Consider the following 21,507-nt stretch of genomic DNA (forward strand, 5'->3'; position numbering starts at 1 on the left):
ACTTTCCGAAACGGACAAGTCCTTTTTTTTGCCTCGAATTTACTGCAAGGACCCGATTCACATGCTCGCTCGCTGGTTGCCCGCCGCCATCAACACCCGCCCCACCGAATGGAGCCGCGCTGCCATCGGCATGGCTTTGGGCACGCTGTTCAGCGTCTGGGCGTGCAGTCAGGTGTTCGGCCATGAAGTGGCGTATCACCTGATCGGGCCACTGGGCGCCTCGGCGGTGTTGCTGTTCGCCGTGTCCTCCGGCGCGCTTGCGCAACCGTGGTCGATCATCGGCGGCTACCTGTGCGCCAGCGTTGTCGCACTGCTCGTGGCCCACGTCCTCGGCCGCACCCTGGGCAGTGCGTGTCTGGCGGCAGGCATGGCGCTGATCCTGATGTGCTGGCTGCGCTGCCTGCACCCACCGGCCGGCGCGCTCGCGCTGACCCTGGTGCTGGCCGATCCCGCCACCATCGCCATGGACTGGAAAGCCATGGAGCCAGTGATGTTGGCCGCTTCGTGCATGCTGCTCAGCGCTTTGGCCTACAACAACCTGACGCGCATCCGCTACCCGAAACGCCCAGCTGAGCCTGCGCCACCTGTAGCACCGGTCGATAGCCAGGCAATTACCGCCGAGGACCTGAAGTTGGCGCTGGCGGATATGGAAGCCTTCATCGACGTGACGCCTGAGGATCTGGAGCAACTGATTCACGCGAGCGAGCTGCACGCCAAACGGCGCAGTATCAGTGAAGTCCTGTCACAACGTACCTGACAATCGCGCTTCTCTGTGGCGAGGGGGCTTGCCCCCGTTGACTCGCGAAGCGCCCCATAACTGCTCGCGGTTTCCTTGTGGCTCAACCGACTCAGCGAATTTGCGACGGCTGCGCCGCCGAACGGGGGCAAGCCCCCTCGCCACAACAGGGTCGGTGCTCAATGCAAAAACGCAGACAGCCTGTGCACATATCCCCGTTGTACACGGCAAATTTGCACTGTTACGATCCATCAACGCTCGCGCGCGAGCTTCTCGAATAAAGACAATAAAAGCAGGGAGTTAGTGATGACTGCTCAGGCTTCATCCCCGCGGACCCCGTCCATGGATGCCACGCAAAACGAAGTGCTGGCCGAGGTTCGCAATCACATCGGTCACCTGACCCTCAACCGCCCCGCCGGTCTCAACGCCATCACCCTCGACATGGTTCGTCAGTTGCAGCAGCAGCTCGACGCCTGGACCACGGACCCTGGCGTGCGTGCCGTGGTGTTGCGCGGTGCCGGAGAAAAGGCGTTCTGCGCCGGCGGCGATATCCGTTCCCTGTACGACAGCTTCAAAAGCGGCGACACACTGCATGAAGACTTCTTCGTCGAGGAATACGCCCTCGACCTGACGATTCACCACTACCGCAAACCGGTGCTGGCGTTGATGGACGGCTTCGTCCTCGGTGGCGGCATGGGTCTGGTGCAAGGCGCGGATCTGCGTGTGGTCACCGAGAAGAGCCGTCTGGCGATGCCGGAAGTGGCCATCGGGTATTTCCCGGATGTCGGCGGCAGCTATTTCCTCTCGCGGATTCCCGGGGAACTGGGGATTTATCTGGGCGTCAGCGGCGTGCAGATTCGCGCGGCCGATGCGCTGTATTGCGGGCTGGCCGACTGGTATGTCGACAGCAGCAAACTGGCGAGCGTGGACGAGCAACTCGATCACCTGGAGTGGCACGACACACCGCTCAAGGACCTGCAGAGCCTGCTCGCGAAAAACGGCGTGCAGACCCTGGCCGATGCACCACTGCAGAAACTGCGCCCGGTCATCGACCACTTCTTCGCCCTGCCGGACGTGCCGAGCATCGTCGAGCAACTGCGCGTGGTCACGGTCGCCGACAGCCACGCGTGGGCCACCGCCACTGCCGACCTGCTGGAGACCCGCTCACCGCTGGCAATGGCGGTGACCCTGGAGATGCTCCGGCGCGGCCGGCAACTGAGCCTGGAACACTGCTTCGCCCTCGAACTGCATCTGGATCGCCAGTGGTTCGAGCGCGGCGACCTGATCGAAGGCGTACGCGCCCTGTTGATTGACAAAGACAAGACACCACGCTGGAACCCGCCGACCCTCGCTGCGCTGGACGCCGAGCACGTCGCGAGTTTCTTCCACGGGTTTGATGAGAGCGGGAACTGAGCCATGCACGATCTCGAACTGACTGAAGAACAAGTGATGATCCGCGACATGGCCCGGGACTTTGCCCGTGGCGAAATCGCGCCCCATGCGCAAGCCTGGGAAAAGGCCGGCTGGATCGACGACGCGCTGGTAGCGAAGATGGGCGAACTGGGCCTGCTGGGCATGGTGGTGCCCGAGGAATGGGGCGGCACTTACGTCGATTACGTGGCGTACGCCTTGGCCGTGGAAGAGATTTCTGCCGGCGACGGCGCGACCGGCGCGTTCATGAGCATCCACAACTCGGTGGGCTGCGGCCCGGTAATGAACTACGGCAGCGAAGAGCAGAAACAGACCTGGCTGGCCGATCTCGCCAGCGGTCAGGTAATCGGCTGTTTCTGCCTGACCGAACCGCAGGCCGGCTCCGAAGCGCACAACCTGCGCACCCGCGCCGAACTGCGCGACGGCCAGTGGGTGATCAACGGCGCCAAGCAATTCGTCAGCAATGGCAAACGGGCGAAACTGGCGATCGTGTTTGCGGTGACCGACCCGGATCTGGGCAAGAAAGGCATTTCCGCGTTCCTGGTGCCCACCGCTACTGCGGGTTTCATCGTCGATCGTACCGAACACAAAATGGGTATCCGCGCCTCCGACACCTGTGCGGTGACGCTGAACAACTGCAGCATTCCCCAGGCCAACCTGCTCGGCGAGCGCGGCAAGGGCCTGGCGATTGCCCTGTCCAACCTCGAAGGCGGACGTATCGGCATCGCCGCGCAAGCCTTGGGCATCGCCCGGGCGGCGTTCGACGCGGCGCTGGTGTATTCCCGTGATCGCATCCAGTTCGGCAAGCCGATCAACGAACACCAGAGCATCGCCAACCTGCTGGCCGACATGCACATGCAAATCAACGCGGCGCGCTTGATGATCCTGCACGCGGCGCGCCTGCGCACGGCGGGCAAACCGTGTCTGTCGGAGGCTTCACAGGCCAAACTGTTCGCGTCGGAAATGGCCGAAAAGGTCTGCTCCTCGGCGATTCAGATTCATGGCGGGTATGGGTATCTGGAGGATTATCCGGTCGAGAAGTACTACCGCGATGCGCGGATTACCCAGATCTACGAAGGCTCGAGCGAAATTCAGCGGATGGTGATTGCGCGTGAGCTGAAGAACTACCAGCTCTAAAAGCATCGCGAGCAGGCTCACTCCTACATTGGATCTGTGTCGTACACAAATCTCCTGTAGGAGTGAGCCTGCTCGCGATGAGGTCAGCCCAGGCGCTGCTTTATTTGCCCTGAAACTCCGGCGCCCGTTTGGCCACAAACGCCGCCATGCCTTCCTTCTGATCCTGCGTGGCAAACGCCGCATGGAACACCCGGCGTTCAAAGCGCACACCTTCAGTCAGGTTGACCTCAAAGGCGCGGTTGACGCTTTCCTTGACCATCATGGCAATCGGCAGCGATTTACTGGCGATCACGGCGGCGACTTTCAGCGCTTCGTCCAGCAACTCATCGCTCGGCACGATCCGCGCAACGATGCCGCAACGCTCGGCTTCGACTGCATCGATCAGGCGCCCGCTCAGGCACATCTCCATGGCCTTGGCCTTGCCCACAGCGCGGGTCAGGCGTTGGGTGCCGCCCATGCCCGGCAGCACGCCGAGGTTGATTTCCGGTTGACCGAATTTGGCATTGTCGCCGGCCAGAATGAAGTCGCACATCAACGCCAGTTCACAGCCGCCACCGAGGGCGAAGCCATTGACCGCCGCGATGATCGGCTTGCGTCGGTTGGCCACGCGGTCGCTGTCGCTGAACAGATCATCCATGTAGATCTGCGGGTAGGTCAGCTCGGCCATTTCCTTGATGTCGGCACCGGCGGCGAAGGCTTTTTTCGAGCCGGTAATGACGATGCAACCGATGTTCGCATCCGCTTCCAGGCCATCGAGGGCGTGGTTCACTTCGCTGACCAGTTGCGCGTTCAGGGCGTTCAGCGCCTGCGGGCGGTTCAGGGTGATCAGGCCGACGCGGCCGTGGTTTTCCAGCAGAATCGTTTCGTAAGTCATGGGCAAGATTCCTTGTCAGAGATTGCGCGAAATAACCATGCGCTGAATGTCGCTGGTGCCTTCGTAGATCTGGCAGACGCGCACGTCGCGGTAGATCCGTTCCAGCGGGAAGTCATTGAGATAACCGTAACCGCCCAGCGTCTGCAACGCCATCGAGCAGACCTTCTCGGCCATTTCCGAGGCGAACAGTTTGGCCATCGAGGCCTCGACCAGCGCGGGTTGACCGCTGTCACGCAGGGCGGCGGCGTAATGCACCATTTGCCGGGCGACGGCGATCTGCGTCGCCATGTCGGCAAGGCGGAAGGCCACGGCCTGGTGCTCGATGATCGGTTTGCCAAAGGTGTCGCGCTCACGGGCGTAATCGCGGGCCGCTTCAAACGCAGCGCGGGCCATGCCCACCGATTACGAGGCGATACCAACCCGTCCGCCTTCAAGGTTGGCCAGGGCGATCCTGTAGCCTTCGCCCTCTTCGCCCAAGCGGTTGGCGACCGGCACTTTCACGTCTTCAAAGAGGATCTGGCAGGTGTCCGAGGCGTGCTGGCCGAGTTTGTCTTCGACCCGAGCGACTTTGTAGCCCGGCGAATCGGTGGGCACGATGAACGCGGTAATGCCACGTTTGCCGGCGCTCGGGTCGGTCACCGCAAACACAATCACGATCCCGGCGTTCTGCCCGGAGGTGATGAATTGCTTGCAGCCATTGAGCACGTAGTGATCGCCTTCCAGGCGTGCGCGGGTTTTCAGGCTGCTGGCGTCAGATCCGGCCTGTGGCTCGGTCAAGGCGAAAGCCCCGAGCATGGCACCGCTGGCCAGTGGCTTGAGGAAACGTTCGCGTTGGTCGTCGTTGCCGAACTTGAGGATCGGCACGCACCCCACCGAATTGTGCACGCTCATGATGGTCGAGCAGGCACCGTCGCCGGCGGCGATTTCTTCCAGGGCCATGGCATAGGCCAGGTAACCGGTGTCACAGCCGCCCCACTGCTCCGGCACCAGCATGCCGAAAAAGCCCAGCCCGGCCATCTCGCCGATGGCTTCCTTGGGGAAACGGTGCTCGCGATCCCACTCGGCGGCGAACGGCTTCAGCCGTTCCTCGGCGAACTGCCGGGCCATATCGCGGATCTGGGTTTGGTCTTCGTTGGGAATCATGGTGAATCCTTAAATTAAGTCGCACCGCATACCCTTTGTAGGAGTGAGCCTGCTCGCGATGGCGGTGTGTCATAGACATAAATGTTGACTGACACGACGCTATCGCGAGCAGGCTCACTCCTACAGGGGGATTGCGTGGATCAATAGACGCATTCCACGGCCATGGCCGTGGCTTCACCGCCGCCGATGCAGATTGCCGCAATCCCGCGTTTCAGGCCTTTCTGGCGCAGGGCCGAGAGCAAGGTCACCAGAATTCGCGCACCCGAGGCGCCGATCGGATGGCCAAGCGCGCAGGCGCCGCCATGCACGTTGAGTTTGTCGTGGGGGATTTCCAGATGGCTCATCGCGGCCATCGCCACCACGGCGAACGCTTCGTTGATCTCAAACAGATCGACCTGATCCAGCGCCCAGCCGGTCTTTTTCACCAGTTTCTTGATTGCGCCAATCGGCGCCACCGGGAACAGGCCCGGGGTGTCGGCAAACGCCGAGTGACCATGAATCACCGCCAGCGGCTTCAGGCCGAGTTTGTGTGCCTGCGACTGGCGCATCAGCACCAGTGCCGCCGCGCCGTCGGAGATCGAGCTGGAGTTGGCCGCCGTCACGGTACCGCCTTCGCGGAACGCCGGTTTCAGCGAAGCAACCTTGTCCAGCTTGGCTTTCGGCGGCTGCTCGTCGTTGCTGATCAGCAGTTGTTCCTTGCCGACGGTCACCGTCAGCGGCACGATCTCGGCCTTGAAGCTGCCGTCCTTGATCGCCTGCTGGGCGCGGGTGGTCGAGGCGATGGCAAAGGCGTCCTGCGCTTCGCGGCTGAAGTCGTTGGTTTCGGCACAGTCTTCGGCGAAGGTGCCCATCAGGCGACCCTTGTCGTAGGCGTCTTCGAGGCCGTCGAGGAACATCGAGTCGAGCACTCGGCCATGGCCCATGCGGTAACCGGCGCGGGCACGGTCCAGCAGGTACGGCGAGTTGGACATGCTTTCCATGCCGCCGGCGATCACCACATCGGCACTGCCTGCGATCAGCATGTCGTGGGCAAGAATGGTGGTTTCCATGCCCGAACCGCACATCTTGTTGACTGTCGTGCAACGGGTGGATTTGTCCAGCCCGGCGCCGAGTGCCGCTTGCCGCGCCGGGGCCTGACCGAGGCCTGCCGGCAATACGCAACCGAACAGCACTTCGTCGACCGCGTCGCTGGCAACCCCGGCGCGTTCCACTGCAGCCTTGATCGCGGCAGCGCCGAGTTGTGGTGCAGTGAGGCTTTTCAGTTCGCCCTGAAAACCGCCCATCGGGGTGCGGACGGCGCTGACAATAACAATCGGATCGTTGGAAATAGTCATGACAAATCCTCCTTACTTGGCGGCCATGCGCAAGGCGCCGTCGAGACGGATCACCTCACCGTTGAGCATGCTGTTTTCGATGATATGCCGAACCAGCGCGGCGTACTCGGCCGGTTTGCCCAGGCGCGGCGGGAACGGCACGCCGGCAGCCAGCGACTCACGGACTTCCGGGGTCATGCCGGCCATCATCGGGGTTTCGAAAATGCCCGGGGCGATGGTCATCACGCGGATGCCGAAGCGCGCCAGTTCACGGGCGGCCGGCAGGGTCAGGCTGGCGATTGCGCCTTTGGAGGCGGAATACGCCGCCTGGCCGATCTGGCCGTCGAACGCCGCCACCGACGCGGTGTTGATGATCACCCCGCGCTCGCCATCGGCATTCGCTTCGCTCTCGGCGATGGCCGCCGCTGCCAGGCGCAGCATATTGAAGCTGCCGATCAGATTGACGTTGATCACCTGAGCAAAACTGGACAATGCATGCGGGCCGTTTTTGCCGAGGATCTTCTCGCCCCGGACGACGCCGGCGCAGTTGACCAGGCCGTTGAGGCTGCCAAAGGCTTTGACAGTCGCCTGCACCGCGGCCTCGGCGGCAGCTTCATTGCTGATATCGGCCACCACACTGTGCGCGCCAAGGCGCTGGGCCTGGGCGGCAACGGCTTCGGCGTTCATGTCCACCAGCATCACTTTGGCGCCGGCGTTGACCAGCAGTTCAGCGGTGGCCGCACCCAGGCCGGACGCGCCGCCAGTGACGATAAAAACCTTGTTCTCGATCTGCATGACTGACTTCCTGATTCAAGCTGAAACGTTGTGCGCCGCGGCCTCTTGAGCCTTGGCGATTTCCTGGTTGCGCAAGATAAAGCGCTGCAATTTGCCGCTTGGGGTTTTCGGCAATTCGCTGACAAATTCGATTTCACGCGGGTATGAATGTGCGGCCAGACGCTTGCGCACGTGTTGCCGCAACTCTTCGGCCAGCGCGGGTTCCGCGCGGTATTGCGGGTTGAGCACCACGAAGGCTTTGACCAGTTCGGTGCGCTCCGGGTCCGGTTTGCCGACCACTGCTGCTTCGACCACGGCCGGGTGCTCGATCAGCGCGCTTTCGACGTCGAACGGGCCGACGCGATAGCCCGACGTGGTGATCACGTCATCGCTGCGACCGACGAAGCTGATGCTGCCGTCGGGGTTCCATTCCACGGTGTCGCCGCTCAGGTAATAGTTGCCGACGAAGGCCTTGGTCGGCACGCCTTCGTAGCCGCCGAACCAGCACATCGGCGATTGCGGGCGGTCGATGGCGAGGATCCCCGGCTGGCCAACGCCGAGTTCGTTGTAGTGCTCGTCGAGCACCACGATGCGATGGCCCGGCGAGGCGAAACCGGCGGCGCCGAGGTGGATCGGGTGTTCCAGACCGTGGTGGTTGCACAGGACCATGCCCAGTTCGGTCTGACCGTAGTGATCGTGAATGACCACGCCAAGGTTGTCGGCGAACCAGCGGATCACCTCCGGGTTCAGCGGCTCACCGGCGCTGCTGACGATACGCAGCTTGCCCTTGATCGACTTGGCGAATTCGTTGCCGCCGGCTATCAACAGGCGATACGCGGTCGGCGAGCCGGTAAGGTTGGTGATGCCGTATTTGTTGATCACCCGGCAGGTGCTTTCGAGGGTGAACGGACCATCGTAAAAGGTGATCGGATGCCCCATCGCCATCGGCCCGGTGACGCCGAAATAAATGCCGTAGGCCCAGCCCGGATCGGCGACGTTCCAGAACGCGTCTTCGGGGCGCAGATCCACCGCGTCCCGGGTGTAGCTCTGGAACGCGACGATGGCTTTGAGCGGCACCGACAGCGCTTTCGACGGGCCGGTGGTGCCCGAGGTGAACATCAACAGGAACGGGTCTTCGCCCGTCAGCAGGACCGGTTCGCAGACATTGGAATAGTTGGCCAGCTCGGCCCAGAAACTGAAATCGCCACGAACGATGCCCTGCCCTTTGGCGCCGCCGACGGTGACCACGGTCGGGCAATCGGCGACTTCGGCGAGTTTCGGCCGGTTGGTCGCGTCGGTGACCACCACTTTGGCGCCGGAACTGTTCAGGCGATGTTCGATCGCCTTGGGACCAAACGCGGTGAACAGTGGTTGATACACCGCGCCAATGCGCCAGGTGGCGAACACGGTGACAAGCAATTCGATGTTGCGCGGCAGCAGGCCGGCGACCTTGTCGCCCTTCTGCACACCCTGGGCGAGCAGGAAATTGGCGAAGCGTGCAGCTTTGTCCTGCAAGTCGCTGAAGGTGTACGTCGCACTGGCGCCGTCGCGGCCCTCCCAGAACAGCGCGATGCGCCCCGGCAAAGCGTGACGGTCGCAACATTCGACGCAGGCGTTGAGCGCCTCCAGCGAGCCGCTCAGCGCAGCGTCCACGGTGTGCTGATAGTTGAACTGTTCGGTGGCAGACAAGTAATCGCGCATTGCCAGAATCCCTCTGTGTTTTTATTAGGCTGGGAACCGTAAACAACACAGGGATAGTCGCGCTGCGGCGCGGAGGCGGCAATGGTCAAAGCCATCAAGTTGGATGACTGGTTTGGCCAAGATTCCAGAGATGCGCTGCCTGGACTGGCGCCTTCGGGAGCAAGCCCCCTCCCACAGGGAATTGCATTTCAAATGGGGGATCACCTGTGACTGCCGGGCAAGCTGCAATCACAGGGAGCATGCATTTCAAAGGTGGGATCACCTGTGACTGACGGGCAAGCTGCAATCACAGGGAGAATGCATTTCAAAGGTGGGATCACCTGTGACTGCCGGGTAAGCTGCAATCACAGGGAGCATGCATTTCAAAGGTGGGATCACCTGTGACTGCCGGGCAAGCTGCAATTACAGGGAGCATGCATTTCAAAGGTGGGATCACCTGTGACTGCCGGGCAAGCTGCAATCACAGGGAGCATGCATTTCAAAGGTGGGATCACCTGTGACTGCCGGGCAAGCTGCAATTACAGGGAGCATGCATTTCAAAGGTGAGATCACCTGTGACTGCCGGGCAAGCTGCAATCACAGCGAGCATACATTTCAAAGGTGGGATCACCTGTGACTGCCGGGCAAGCTGCAATCACAGGGAGCATGCATTTCAGAGGTGGGATCACCTGTGACTGCCGGGCAAGCTGCAATCACGGGAAGAATGCATTTCAAATGTGGGAGGGGGCTTGCTCCCGAAGAGGCCCGATCAGGCTGCAAACCATCCGGATCAGACGGCTTCGTTGAGGATCAAGGTGCGGTAATGCCCTGGATTCGACCCCGACCACTTGCGAAACGCCTTGTAGAACGAACTCGCATCGGCAAACCCCAGCCGCGTCGCGATCTCGACGAAACTGATCGACGGTTCCGCCAGCCAGGTGATCGCCAGTTCCTTGCGCACGCTGTCCTTGAGGCCTTGATAGGTCTGCCCTTCTTCCGACAAACGCCGGCGCAGGGTCGAGGCGGACATGCACATCTGTTGCGCCAGAACCTCGGTTTCCGGCCACTGCTCGGCGGGCAACTGCCGCAGATCCTGCTTGATCCGGCTGGCAAGGCTCTCCGGGTCGCGGTACTTCACCAGAATGTTGGCCGGCGCGTGGGCCAGAAAACGCTTCAGCTCTTCGGCCGTGCGTTTGATCGGCAGGTCGAGGCAGTCTGCGGCAAAGATCATCCGCGTGCGTGGGCGGTCGAAACGCAGGTTTTCCGAGAACATCACCCGGTAGTCGTCGCAGAAGTCCGGCTCGGCGCAGCGCAGTTCGATCGCCAGAATCGGAATCCGCCGCCCGGCCAGCCAGCAGGCCACGCCGTGGACAATCATCCAGTAGGTGAAATAGGTGAAGGCGCGGCGCGGTTCGGGGTCGTCTTCGAGCAGGACGATTTCCGCCAGACTTTGCTGGTGCAGCACTTGCGCCGGCATTTTTTCCAGCATCAGCGAGAGGAAATTCAGGCCGGTGCTCAAACCAGCGGCCAGGGTCGGTTGCGCCATGGCGCTGCGGCAGAGGAATTCGAGGCTGCCCGATTTGAGCTGACGCGGGTCCATGCCGAAGAACTCGTCATCGCCGCGCCGCGCCAGCAGTCGCCAGAGTCTGGCGTATTGCGAGGCAGGCACCCGCCCCTGTTCGCTGTGCAGCAGGGCCGGAGCAATCCCGACCTTGTTCAAGACTTCATCCGTGGCCACGCCCGGGGCACAACTTTGCAGCAGCGCTTCACGCACCAGTTGAACGGCAATGGTGTCTTTTTCCGACATGGAGCGAGGCAGACCTTGTTGTTTTCGGGTGACGGGCATCTTAACGCAGGATTCGGACTCAGCACGAATCCCCACAATTGGATCTGAGCAAGGCAAAGACAGGTGCCGTTCAGCGAGTGTTCAGGTAAATGTCAACCACCCCCATTTGGGAATGAGTGTCATTATGTTACAACTTAGCCACCTATCTAAATCACTCGTGGTTGCCGCAATGCTCGTTCCTTTTCTGATCATGCTGCGTGAAGGCATTGAAGCCGCCCTGATCGTTGGCATCATCGCCAGCTACCTGCAACAGACCGGCCGTGGTCAATGGATGCCGGCGGTGTGGATCGGCGTGTTTCTCGCCGCCGCGCTGGCGCTGCTGGTCGGCGGTGGCCTGGAATTGGTCAGCGCCGAATTCCCGCAAAAACAGCAGGAATTGTTCGAAGGCGTGGTCGGTCTGGTCGCCGTCGGCATTCTCAGTTCCATGGTGTTCTGGATGCGCAAGGTCGCGCGTTCGATCAAGCATTCGCTGCAGGCGTCGCTGGATCACGCCCTGACGTCTTCAAAGCATCAGGTAATCGCGCTGATCGCCATGGTGTTCTTCGCCGTCGCGCGCGAAGGCCTGGAAACCGTGTTCTTCCTGCTCGCGGTGTTCCAGCAGAGCGAAGGCCCGGGCGCGCCGGTCGGTGCCCTGCTCGGCCTGGTGCTGGCAATCGTCGTCGGCTTCCTGATCTACAGCGGCAGCATGCGCCTGAACCTGTCGGCGTTTTTCAAGTGGACCGGGCTGTTCATCCTCGTGGTCGCCGCCGGGATCCTCGCCAACTCGGTGCAGGCCCTGCATGAAGCGGGCCTCTGGAATCACCTGCAAACCGTGCTGTTCGACTTCAGCGCGACGCTGCCGATGGATGGCCCGCTGGGCTCGGTGCTGGCCGGCATGTTCGGCTATCAGGATGCGCCGACCGTCAGCACCCTCGGCGCGTATCTGCTCTATCTGGTGGTGGCGCTGGTGATGTTTTTCTTCCCGGCCGCGCCTGCTACGCCCAAGCCTGCCAATTCGTCTTCCGCTTCCAGCCAATAAGGGCACTCATGTCAAAGCCTAATACTCCTCAGGCCTCCCCTCCCCACGCCCTGCGCTGGGCGGTGGCCGGCTCGGTGGTCGTGATGATCGCTGCCGGTGGCTTGTTTTACTACGCCTCGAAAATGGCCGCGGCCAAGCGTCAGCACAACCATGACGAAGTGGTGGTCAACATCAACGCCCACAGCTGTGATCCGAACGAGCTGAGCGTACCGGCGGGCCACGCCAGTTTCCGCATCGTCAACCGTTCCGACCGCGCGGTGGAATGGGAAATCCTCGACGGCGTGCTGGTGATCGAAGAGCGCGAGAACATTGCCCCGGGCCTGAGCCAGGTGATCAACGCCAACCTGCAACCGGGCGACTACGCCATCACCTGCGGGCTGTTGAGCAACCCACGTGGCGTGCTCCACGTGACGCCAACCGCAGCTTCCGATGCCGCCGCCAAGGCCAAACCGTCGATGGTCGCCTTCGTCGGGCCGCTGTCGGAGTTCCGTGTCTACCTCGCCAGCCAGGGCAGCGCGCTGATCAAAGCGGTGACCGCGCTGAATCAGGCGATTGAAAGCGCTGACCTGAGCCTGGCGCAGGCTTTGTACCTGCCGGCGCGTGCCGCCTACCAGCGCCTGGCCCCGGCGGCGCAACGCCTGGCGGAACTGGACAACAGCATCAATGCCCGCGCCGATTATTTCGAAAGACGCGAGCAGGACCCGGCCTTCGTCGGTTTCCACCGCATTGAATACGCGCTGTTCCAGCAACGCAGCCTCGATGGTTTGAACCCGGTCGCCGAGCGCCTGCTGGCCGACGTCACCACGCTCAAACAGCAACTGCTGGCCCAGTCCCTGCCGCCGGAACAGTTGGTCAACATCGTGGTGCGCAACCTCAACACCCTGGCTGACGTGCGCGCCGCCAGTGGTGAAGAAGAACGCTACAGCCACGGCGACGTCAACGGTTTTGCCGGCAACCTGCAAACCGCACACAAGGTCGTCGAGTTACTGCGGCCGATGCTGACTAAGTCGGCGCCGGATCTGCTGCCGAAAATCGATGCTGCGCTGAGCGATTTCGACAACGTATTGAACAGCTTCAAGGTCAAGGACGGCTACGCCACTTACGACACGGTCAGCGGCGAACAACGCAAACAGATCGCCGACAAGGCCAAGGCACTCGCCGACGCTCTGGATGGCATCGATCCCGCCCTCGGCCTCTCCGGCCTGTAAGCAGAAGACGAATACCGATGAAAGATTTGCAAAACCTCGATCTGCAACGTCGCCGCCTCCTGATGGGCATGGGTGTCGCCGGTGTGGCACTGGCCGGTTCGGCCCTGAGCTGCCCGGCGATGGCCGCAGCACCGGCGCAAGTCACCGAAGCGCCGAGCAGCGATAAGACTGAAGACCGTCATGACTTCCACGGCGCGCACCAGACCGGCATCGTTACTCCGCGCCCGGCGTCCGGCATGTTCGTTTCGTTCGACGTGCTGGCCAGCGATCGCGAAGACCTCGAACGGCTGTTCCGCACCCTCAACGAGCGCATCGCGTTCCTGATGAAGGGCGGCCCTGTAGCGCAGATCGACCCGAAACTGCCGCCACCGGACTCCGGTATCCTCGGCCCGGTCGTGACCCCGGACAACCTGACCATCACCGTGTCGGTGGGCGAATCGCTGTTCGATGAACGCTTCGGCCTGGCCGCCGCCAAACCGAAACGCCTGCAACGCATGGTCGGTTTCCCCAACGATGCGCTGGAGGCTGATTGCTGCCACGGCGACCTGAGCCTGCAGTTCTGCTCGAACACCGCCGACACCAACATTCACGCCCTGCGCGACATCGTGAAAAACCTGCCGGACCTGCTGCTGGTGCGCTGGAAACAGGAAGGCAGCGTGCCACCGCAAGCCCCGGCCAAACCGGGGGTGCCGGCGCAATCGGCGCGCAACTTCCTCGGTTTCCGCGACGGCTCGGCCAACCCCGATTCCAACGACGCCAAGACGATGGACAAGCTTGTCTGGGTGCAACCGGGCAGCGATGAGCCGGCCTGGGCTGCGCACGGCAGCTATCAAGCGGTGCGGATCATCCGCAACTTCGTCGAGCGCTGGGACCGTACGCCGTTGCAGGAACAAGAAAGCATCATCGGTCGGGTCAAGACCACGGGGGCACCGATGGGCGCACAACACGAGACCGAAGTCCCGGATTACAGCAAGGACCCGCAAGGCAAGCTGACCAAGCTCGACGCACACATCCGCCTCGCCAACCCGCGCACCGCCGCGAGCCAGGCCAACCTGATCCTGCGCCGGCCGTTCAACTACTCCAACGGCGTGAACAAGAACGGCCAGCTCGACATGGGCCTGCTGTTCATCTGCTACCAGGCCGACCTGGAAAAAGGCTTCATCTCCGTGCAGACCCGGCTCAACGGCGAGCCGCTTGAGGAATACCTCAAACCGGTCGGCGGCGGTTACTTCTTCACCCTGCCGGGTGTTACCGGCGACAAGGATTTCATCGGTCGCTCGCTGCTCAACGCCTCACAACCCAAAACAGCTGCCTAACCATAAAAACCCTCGGAGCCGCTCCATGAAAAAGTCGCCACTCGCGTTATTGCTGACCCTCGGTTTGCTCAACACCCCGCTGTCGGCGTTCGCCGCGACAGCGCCTCTGGATCTGGTGGGGCCGGTGTCGGACTACAAGATCTACGTTACCGAGCAACTGGATGAGCTGGGCAGCCACACCAACCAATTCACCGACGCCGTGAAAAAAGGTGATCTGGCCACCGCGCAAAAGCTCTACGCACCGACCCGCGTCTACTACGAGTCGATCGAGCCGATTGCCGAGCTGTTCAGTGACCTCGATGCGTCCATCGATTCGCGCGTCGACGATCACGAAAAAGGCGTGAAGGCCGAAGACTTCACCGGCTTCCACCGCATCGAATACTCGCTGTTCTCGGAGAAGAGCACCGAAGGCCTCGGCGCCCTGGCGGACAAGCTGGACAGTGACGTCAAAGACCTGCAGACCCGCGTTGCCGGCCTGACCTTCCCGCCGGAGAAAGTCGTCGGTGGTGCGGCCGCGTTGCTGGAAGAAGTCGCCGCGACCAAGATCTCCGGTGAGGAAGACCGCTACAGCCACACCGACCTGTACGACTTCCAGGGCAACATCGACGGGGCGAAGAAAATCGTCGACCTGTTCCGGCCGCAGATCGAGAAGCAGGACAAGGCGTTCGTCGCCAAAGTGGACAAGAACTTCGCCACCGTGGACAAGATCCTCGCCAAGTACAAGACCAGGGACGGTGGTTTCGAGACGTATGACAAAGTCAAAGAGAATGATCGCAAGGCGCTGGTTGGCCCGGTCAATACCTTGGCCGAAGACCTGTCCACATTGCGTGGCAAGCTGGGTCTGAACTGATTGATGTAGAGACTTTCAGGACCTCATCGCGAGCAGGCTCACTCCTACAGTTGGAATGCATTCCCCTGTAGGAGTGAGCCTGCTCGCGATAGCGTTTTTAGCCGTCCTGAATGACTTGAGGTTTACAGGATTCGGTAAAGCAACCGCTCGATCCGCACCCGACTCACCCGCTTCAAAAACTTCGCCACTCCCGCCGGGTACTCCGGCAAGGTCTCCAGGCTCTGGAAGCTGGCAATCCGCGTGGTATTGCGGAAAATCGCTTCCTGCTCCTTCGCCCGTGGCTGCAGCCACTCGCCTTGCGGGTCGTCGATCAGCAGCGCGTTTTCCAGATCCAGGCGGAACGCCCGCGGATTGAGGTTGTTGCCGGTCAGCAGCGTATAACGCTGGTCGACCCACATGCCCTTGAGGTGATAACTGTTGTCGCCGTCACGCCACAAGTGCAGGTTCAACTGGCCATTGTCGATGTTGCGCTGATGACGCTTGGCGAAGCGGCGCAGGCTGATTTCGTACAGGTAAGGCAACGCCGCGATCACCTTGAACGGCTCGCTCGGCGGAATGTAGAAATCGTTTGCGGTCTTGTCGCCGACCACGATGTCGATCTTCACGCCACGGGCCAGCGCGCGGTTGACCTCACGGATGATCGGCAGCGGCAGGTTGAAGTACGGCGTGCAGATGGTCAGCTGCTTTTGCGCACTGGCGATCAGCTCGACAATCACCCGGTTCAACGGGTTGTTCTTGCCCACGCCCAGCAGCGGACTCACCGACAGGCCGGTATGCGCCGTGCTGCCGGCACTGGTGTCGTAGGTCGCATATTTGAGGCGGCTGCGCAGGTCACCGATGTCGTTGCGCAAGCTGCGGGTGGTCGGCAAGTTCGGCAGGTCAAGGCGATGCACGGCCTTGGATTCAATCAGGCCGTGCTTGATCAGGTGGTGCATCGAGTCCGCCAGTTCGCGGCTGAGCAGCACGTGATAGCGGTCGAAACGGTACTTGTCGAACTTGTGCAGGTACACGTTGTTCAGGCTCGCACCGCTGTAGACCACGCAATCGTCGATCACGAAACCTTTCAAGTGCAGGACGCCGAACAGCTCGCGGGTCTGCACCGGCACGCCGTAGACCGGCACTTCACTCTGGTGAGTGCGGGTCATCTCCTGGTACCACGCCGCGTTGCCCGGCTGCTTGCCGGCACCGATCAGCCCGCGCTGGGCGCGCAGCCAGTCGACCACCACGACAATTTCCAGCGTCGGGCGCTTGAGCTTGGCGGCGTGCAAGGCATCGAGGATTTCCTGACCGGCCTCGTCGTGCTGCAGGTACAGCGCAACAATGTAGATGCGCTGGGTCGCCTCGGCGATTTTCTCCAGCAGGCAACGACGGAACTCGGCAGCGCCAGGCAGAATGGTCACGGCCTCGGCAGTCAGCGGAAAGCTGCGCAGTTTGGGCAGCAAAGAGCGTTTGAAAAGCAACGGCATAGGGCTCGCAATGGGTCGAATCCGAAGAACCCGAGAGCTTACACCATCGCTCGGTTCGGGTCTTGTAACTGTCTGTGATGACGCCTTCGCGAGCAGGCTCACTCCGACAGTTGAAAGGCGATCCCCTGTGGGAGCGAGCTTGCTCGCGAAAGCGGTACGGCAAACACAAAAAATACCAACTTGACCAAGGAGAACGATCGTTCTACTGTTCGCCACATGAACGAATCAACCCGCAACGAAACCCGCGACATCATTCTGGATGTCACCGAAAAGTTGATCTACAAAAGTGGCATCGCGGCCACCGGCATGGATCTACTGGTAAAGACCGCCGGCGTCTCCAGAAAAAGCATCTACCGCTACTTCGCCAACAAGGAGGAACTGACCGTCGCCGCCCTGCAGCGCCGCGACGTGCGCTGGATGCATTGGTACCGCAGCGCGGTCGATCAGGCCGAAACCCCGGCCGATCGCCTGCTCAACCTGTTCACCGTGCTCAAGGGCTGGTTCGCCTCGGAAGGCTTCCGCGGCTGCGCCTTCATCAATACCAGTGGCGAAACCGGTGACCCCGAAGATCCGGTGCGCCAGGTCGCCAAGGACCACAAACAGAAACTGCTCGACTACCTGTGCGAGCTGTGTACCGAACATGGCACCGAAGATCCGCAATTGCTGGCCAGACAGTTGCTGATCCTGATTGACGGCGCCATTACCGTAGCGCTTGTTATGGGTGATCACAGTGCCGCTGATAATGCGCAATGCATGGCGCGTAAGTTATTGGACCTGTAACGCCTTAAATAAGCCTGACCGTTGTTTAATCGTCAATTAGATCGGGAGACTGAAAATGTCGACTGCTGCCCAAGTGCGTCCGCCTTTACCGCCGTTCAACCGTGAATCGGCCATTGAAAAAGTGCGTCTGGCCGAAGACGGCTGGAACTCCCGCGATCCGGAAAAGGTATCGCTGGCGTATACCCTGGACACCCAGTGGCGTAACCGCGCCGAGTTCGCCCACAATCGTGAAGAAGCCAAGGCCTTCCTGACCCGTAAATGGGCGAAAGAACTGGACTACCGCTTGATCAAGGAGCTCTGGGCTTACTCGGATACGCGCATTGCCGTGCGCTACGCCTATGAATGGCACGACGATTCGGGCAACTGGTTCCGCTCTTATGGCAATGAAAACTGGGAGTTCGATGAGCACGGCCTGATGTTCCAGCGTTATGCCTGCATCAACGACATGCCGATCAAGGAAAGCGAGCGCAAGTTCCACTGGCCGCTGGGGCGGCGCCCGGATGATCATCCGGGCCTGTCCGACCTCGGCCTGTAAATTCACACAGATCGAAAATGTGCGAGCGGGCTTGCTCGCGAAGGCGGTGTATCAGCGACATGAATATTGACTGACACAACGCTTTCGCGAGCAAGCCCGCTCCCACGTTGGTTTTGCATTGCCATCGCAAGAAATGCATCCAGCACACGATCAAACTCGCCCGTTCTCGACTTCGGTGATCAACACCAGCAATTCGTACGCCTGAACTTCGGCTGCCCGCGCTCGCTGCTCGAAGAAGGCATCGCCCGCATGGAGCACGCCCTGACTAACCGCAACTCCTGAACCCACAGCAGTTCCCCTGTGGGAGCGGGCTTGCTCGCGAAGGCGGTGTATCCGCGACATGAATGCTGACTGACACGACGCTTTCGCGAGCAAGCCTGCTCCCACATTTGCTTTGTAGTGGTCAGGCGACTGCCGGAGTCTTTTGAGAATGCGTTTCAGCCTCCAGTTCGCGCACCAACGGCAACACTCGCTTGCCGAAATACTCCACCTCCTCCTGAAAGTGCAGGAACCCCGCCAACACCAGATCCACTCCCACCGCCTTCAGCGCCACAATCCGTTCGGCAATCTGCAATGGCGTACCGATCAGGTTGGTCTTGAAGCCATCGTTGTATTGCACCAGATCCTCGAACGTCGATTTCGCCCAGTTACCCTCACCTTCCGGCGATGCCCTGCCCGCCTGCTTCGCCGCGTCGCCAAAAGCATTCACCGCTTCCGGATCAGCCTGCTCGATGATCTGCGCCAGTACGGCGCGCGCCTCTTCTTCGGTGTCACGGGCGATGACGAAGGCGTTGACGCCGATTTTCACCGAGTGATTGTTCGCCGCCGCCTTGGCACGAATGTCATCAACCTGCGCCTTGATCCCCTCGACGCTGTTGCCGTTGGTGAAATACCAGTCTGACACCCGTGCCGCCATGTCCCGCGCGGCACGTGAACTGCCGCCCTGGAAGATCTCCGGGCGCCCCAGCGGTTTGGGCTTGAGGCTGTAATTGTCGAACCGGTAGAAGTCGCCGCGAAAGCTGAAGTTGTCCTGACTCCAGATCCCGCGCAGCGAACGAATGAACTCCTCGGAACGCCGATAGCGTTCGTCGTGTTCCAGCCAGTGCTCGCCGATCGCCTGAAACTCGCCCTTGAACCAGCCACTGACAATGTTCACCGCGATCCGGCCGTTGGTGAGTTGATCGATGGTTGCCAGTTGCTTGGCCGCCAGCGCCGGTTGCCATGGCCCCGGCAGAATCGCCGCGATCACTTTGAGCTTGCTGGTGGCGGCCAGCAGTGCGTGACTGAAAGCCACCGATTCATGCTGGAACTCGGCGCCGTAACCGGCAGTGAAGCGGATCTGCGTCAGCGCATATTCGAACCCCGCCGCTTCGGCGAGCTGCGCCAGTTTGCGGTTGTAGTCGATGCCCCAATCAGTGCGCTGCTCGATCTTGCTGACCACCAGACCACCACTGACGTTCGGCACCCAGTAGGCGAATTTCACGGCTTGCTTGCTCATTGGCGTGTCCTCGGGACATTGGGAAGGTCAAGGAGTCAGAGCAGCAAGCGTGCCAGCGTCCAGTCACCCGTTTTTATTGGGGTTGAGGCTGATGGAGTTGCATTGTTGGAGGGTGATTTGTTGTCGAGGTGTTGGGTGGGCAACAGTTGAATAGTCAGTGCCTGAGCTGGCCTCTTCGCGAGCAAGCCCGCTCCCACAGATGCAACATGTGGGAGTGGGCTTGCTCGCAAAGGCGTCCGACGGGTCGCCGCAAAAGCCGGATGCAGGTAACATGGCCGACCTCCCCGCAGCCCTTCTGCGCCCTGCCGAATAAGCCGACTCCATGCCTTTCGAACTCAGCGTTGACCTCACTACCCTGGCCGTTCTGGCCCTCGTCGCTTTCATTGCCGGTTTCATCGACGCCATCGCTGGCGGCGGCGGTCTGCTGACCACCCCGGCGCTGCTCACCGCCGGCTTGCCGCCGCACCTGGTACTGGGCACCAACAAGCTGAGTTCGACCTTCGGTTCGGCCACCGCCAGTTTCACTTTCTACCGGCGCAAGCTGTTCCACCCCCGGCAGTGGACGCACGCGATCATCGGCACCTTGGTCGGCGCACTGACCGGCGCCATCGTCGCCCACTATCTGCCAGCAGAATGGCTGAATAAAATGCTGCCAGTGATCGTGTTTGCCTGCGGCGTGTATCTGTTGTTCGGCGGCACGCCCAAAGCGCCGCTGGACAGCGATGCGCCGATCAAGAAGAAATGGCAGTCGAGTCAGGGCTTCAGCCTGGGTTTCTACGACGGCGTTGCCGGCCCCGGCACTGGCGCGTTCTGGACCGTCAGCAGCCTGCTGCTCTACCCGATCGATCTGGTCAAGGCCAGCGGCGTGGCGCGCAGCATGAACTTCGTCAGCAACATCGCGGCGCTGTCGGTGTTCGTGTTTTCCGGGCAAGTGGACTGGATCATCGGCCTGAGCATGGGCCTGTCGGTGATGGTCGGCGCGTTCTTCGGGGCGCGCACCGCGATCAGCGGTGGCGCCAAGTTCATTCGCCCGGTGTTCATCACCGTGGTGCTGGGGCTGACCGTGCGGTTAGCCTGGCAGCACTGGTTCAGCGTGGCCTGAACGCCGCGCCACGTAGACGTCGATCAGGTAACGGGCAATCGATTTTGACGCCGGCAACGGCGGCAGATCGTGCACGTTGAACCACTGGGCATCTTCGATCTCGTCTTCCTGACAGACAATCTCGCCACCGGCGTATTCGGCATGGAAGCCGAGCATCATCGAATGCGGGAACGGCCAGCACTGGCTGCCCATGTACTGGATGTTCTTCACCTCGATCTGCACTTCTTCGCGCACTTCGCGAACCAGGCAGTCTTCCGCCGACTCGCCCGGCTCGGCAAAACCGGCCAGCGTGCTGTAAACCCCGGTGACAAAACGCGGTGAGCGCGCCAGCAGAATCTCGTCGCCGCGCGTGATCAGCACAATCATGCTCGGCGAAATGCGCGGATAACTGCGCAGATCGCACGGCTGGCAATACATCGCCCGCTCGCGCGACACCTGCGTCATCGCCTGCCCGCAGTTGCCGCAAAAGCGATGTTCGCGCGCCCAGGTGCCGATCTGCGCGGCATAACCCAGCACTTTGTAGACGGTGTGATCGCCATCGAGCATGAACGCCCGCAGGCCTTTCCAGTTGCAGCCCGGCACTTCGCTGGAACTGCGCAATTCCAGCAGAAACACCGGCTCGCCATCAAGGTGACCGATGCCGTGTTCGGCGAGGACTGACAGGTCCTGACGCTTGAGCCAATCGCGGGGGAACAGCGCGCCGTTGTCATCGAACAGAAAGCCTTCGGGGCTGCGCGCCACGGCCCAGCCGCCGGGTTGATCGGTGTCCAGTACTGCAGTGGTCCAACGAGCTGTCATGG

The 21,507-nt window shown here is 61.5% G+C and carries 18 protein-coding genes and 2 pseudogenes; 11 read left to right on the forward strand and 9 right to left on the reverse strand.

Going from position 1 to position 21,507, the window contains the following annotated elements:
* Positions 1-61 precede the first annotated feature (61 nt).
* The 3 genes from QMK55_RS27665 to QMK55_RS27675 all read left to right on the forward strand — a co-directional run bounded on the left by QMK55_RS27665 (position 62) and on the right by QMK55_RS27675 (position 3,304).
* Positions 62-757, forward strand: coding sequence for an HPP family protein (locus QMK55_RS27665; RefSeq protein ID WP_102355966.1), 696 nt, complete (start codon positions 62-64; stop codon positions 755-757).
* Between the two features lie 285 nt (positions 758-1,042).
* Positions 1,043-2,149, forward strand: a complete 1,107-nt coding sequence (locus QMK55_RS27670) for an enoyl-CoA hydratase/isomerase family protein (protein ID WP_320328245.1) — start codon at positions 1,043-1,045, stop codon at positions 2,147-2,149.
* 3 nt (positions 2,150-2,152) lie between these two features.
* Positions 2,153-3,304 (forward strand): acyl-CoA dehydrogenase family protein, encoded by a 1,152-nt coding sequence (locus QMK55_RS27675; protein WP_102355964.1) that lies wholly within the window; start codon positions 2,153-2,155, stop codon positions 3,302-3,304.
* Positions 3,305-3,404: 100 nt separating this feature from the next.
* Here the strand turns inward: QMK55_RS27675 and QMK55_RS27680 are convergent, their stop codons facing one another.
* The 6 genes and pseudogenes from QMK55_RS27680 to QMK55_RS27705 form a co-directional block, all read right to left on the reverse strand.
* A complete protein-coding gene (locus tag QMK55_RS27680; protein WP_025109814.1) occupies positions 3,405-4,178 on the reverse strand; it encodes an enoyl-CoA hydratase in 774 nt (257 codons plus the stop codon).
* Positions 4,179-4,193: 15 nt separating this feature from the next.
* Positions 4,194-5,321 (reverse strand): annotated as a pseudogene (locus QMK55_RS27685) (acyl-CoA dehydrogenase).
* A 140-nt stretch (positions 5,322-5,461) separates the two neighbouring features.
* Complete coding sequence (locus tag QMK55_RS27690) at positions 5,462-6,655, reverse strand: acetyl-CoA C-acyltransferase (RefSeq protein WP_102355962.1); 1,194 nt, start codon at positions 6,653-6,655, stop codon at positions 5,462-5,464.
* A 12-nt stretch (positions 6,656-6,667) separates the two neighbouring features.
* Positions 6,668-7,429, reverse strand: coding sequence for an SDR family NAD(P)-dependent oxidoreductase (locus QMK55_RS27695; RefSeq protein WP_102355961.1), 762 nt, complete (start codon positions 7,427-7,429; stop codon positions 6,668-6,670).
* A 15-nt stretch (positions 7,430-7,444) separates the two neighbouring features.
* Positions 7,445-9,109, reverse strand: a complete 1,665-nt coding sequence (locus QMK55_RS27700) for an AMP-binding protein (protein WP_102355960.1) — start codon at positions 9,107-9,109, stop codon at positions 7,445-7,447.
* Positions 9,110-9,878: 769 nt separating this feature from the next.
* The gene (locus tag QMK55_RS27705) at positions 9,879-10,895 is read right to left on the reverse strand and encodes an AraC family transcriptional regulator (protein ID WP_320328246.1); all 1,017 of its coding nucleotides are present in this window, start codon (positions 10,893-10,895) and stop codon (positions 9,879-9,881) included.
* 208 nt (positions 10,896-11,103) lie between these two features.
* Here QMK55_RS27705 and efeU point away from each other — a divergent pair, with 208 nt between their 5' ends.
* Genes efeU through efeO (QMK55_RS27725) form a run of 4 tightly spaced genes read left to right on the forward strand, consistent with a single transcriptional unit; the run spans position 11,104 to position 15,326 of the window.
* Complete coding sequence (gene efeU, locus QMK55_RS27710) at positions 11,104-11,952, forward strand: iron uptake transporter permease EfeU (RefSeq protein WP_102355958.1); 849 nt, start codon at positions 11,104-11,106, stop codon at positions 11,950-11,952.
* A gap of 8 nt (positions 11,953-11,960) precedes the next feature.
* The gene (gene efeO / locus QMK55_RS27715) at positions 11,961-13,160 is read left to right on the forward strand and encodes an iron uptake system protein EfeO (protein ID WP_320328247.1); all 1,200 of its coding nucleotides are present in this window, start codon (positions 11,961-11,963) and stop codon (positions 13,158-13,160) included.
* A gap of 17 nt (positions 13,161-13,177) precedes the next feature.
* Positions 13,178-14,476, forward strand: a complete 1,299-nt coding sequence (gene efeB, locus QMK55_RS27720) for an iron uptake transporter deferrochelatase/peroxidase subunit (protein WP_320328248.1) — start codon at positions 13,178-13,180, stop codon at positions 14,474-14,476.
* Positions 14,477-14,501: 25 nt separating this feature from the next.
* Positions 14,502-15,326 (forward strand): iron uptake system protein EfeO, encoded by an 825-nt coding sequence (gene efeO, locus QMK55_RS27725; protein ID WP_320328249.1) that lies wholly within the window; start codon positions 14,502-14,504, stop codon positions 15,324-15,326.
* Between the two features lie 122 nt (positions 15,327-15,448).
* Here efeO (QMK55_RS27725) and pssA read toward each other — a convergent pair whose 3' ends face one another.
* Complete coding sequence (gene pssA / locus QMK55_RS27730; RefSeq protein ID WP_102355954.1) at positions 15,449-16,792, reverse strand: CDP-diacylglycerol--serine O-phosphatidyltransferase; 1,344 nt, start codon at positions 16,790-16,792, stop codon at positions 15,449-15,451.
* Between the two features lie 216 nt (positions 16,793-17,008).
* Here pssA and QMK55_RS27735 point away from each other — a divergent pair, with 216 nt between their 5' ends.
* The 3 genes and pseudogenes from QMK55_RS27735 to QMK55_RS27745 all read left to right on the forward strand — a co-directional run.
* Positions 17,009-17,572 (forward strand): TetR/AcrR family transcriptional regulator, encoded by a 564-nt coding sequence (locus tag QMK55_RS27735; protein WP_102355953.1) that lies wholly within the window; start codon positions 17,009-17,011, stop codon positions 17,570-17,572.
* A 55-nt stretch (positions 17,573-17,627) separates the two neighbouring features.
* Positions 17,628-18,107 carry a DUF1348 family protein gene (locus QMK55_RS27740; RefSeq protein WP_102355952.1) on the forward strand — a complete coding sequence of 160 codons (480 nt, stop codon included), beginning with the start codon at positions 17,628-17,630 and terminating at the stop codon, positions 18,105-18,107.
* Positions 18,108-18,263: 156 nt separating this feature from the next.
* Positions 18,264-18,389: pseudogene (locus QMK55_RS27745) on the forward strand (aminotransferase); the annotation flags it as partial.
* Positions 18,390-18,510: 121 nt separating this feature from the next.
* Here the strand turns inward: QMK55_RS27745 and sfnG are convergent.
* Complete coding sequence (sfnG, locus tag QMK55_RS27750; RefSeq protein WP_102355185.1) at positions 18,511-19,605, reverse strand: dimethylsulfone monooxygenase SfnG; 1,095 nt, start codon at positions 19,603-19,605, stop codon at positions 18,511-18,513.
* Between the two features lie 322 nt (positions 19,606-19,927).
* Here sfnG and QMK55_RS27755 point away from each other — a divergent pair, with 322 nt between their 5' ends.
* On the forward strand, positions 19,928-20,707 hold the full coding sequence (locus QMK55_RS27755; RefSeq protein ID WP_025109917.1) for a TSUP family transporter: 780 nt from the start codon (positions 19,928-19,930) through the stop codon (positions 20,705-20,707).
* On the opposite strand, the gene nudC is transcribed toward QMK55_RS27755, so the two are convergent.
* On the reverse strand, positions 20,675-21,505 hold the full coding sequence (gene nudC, locus QMK55_RS27760) for an NAD(+) diphosphatase (RefSeq protein WP_320328250.1): 831 nt from the start codon (positions 21,503-21,505) through the stop codon (positions 20,675-20,677). The genes QMK55_RS27755 and nudC overlap by 33 nt on opposite strands.
* Between the last annotated feature and the right edge of the window lie 2 nt (positions 21,506-21,507).

The organism is Pseudomonas sp. P8_229 (genome assembly GCF_034008635.1).
Classification (GTDB): Bacteria; Pseudomonadota; Gammaproteobacteria; order Pseudomonadales; family Pseudomonadaceae; genus Aquipseudomonas.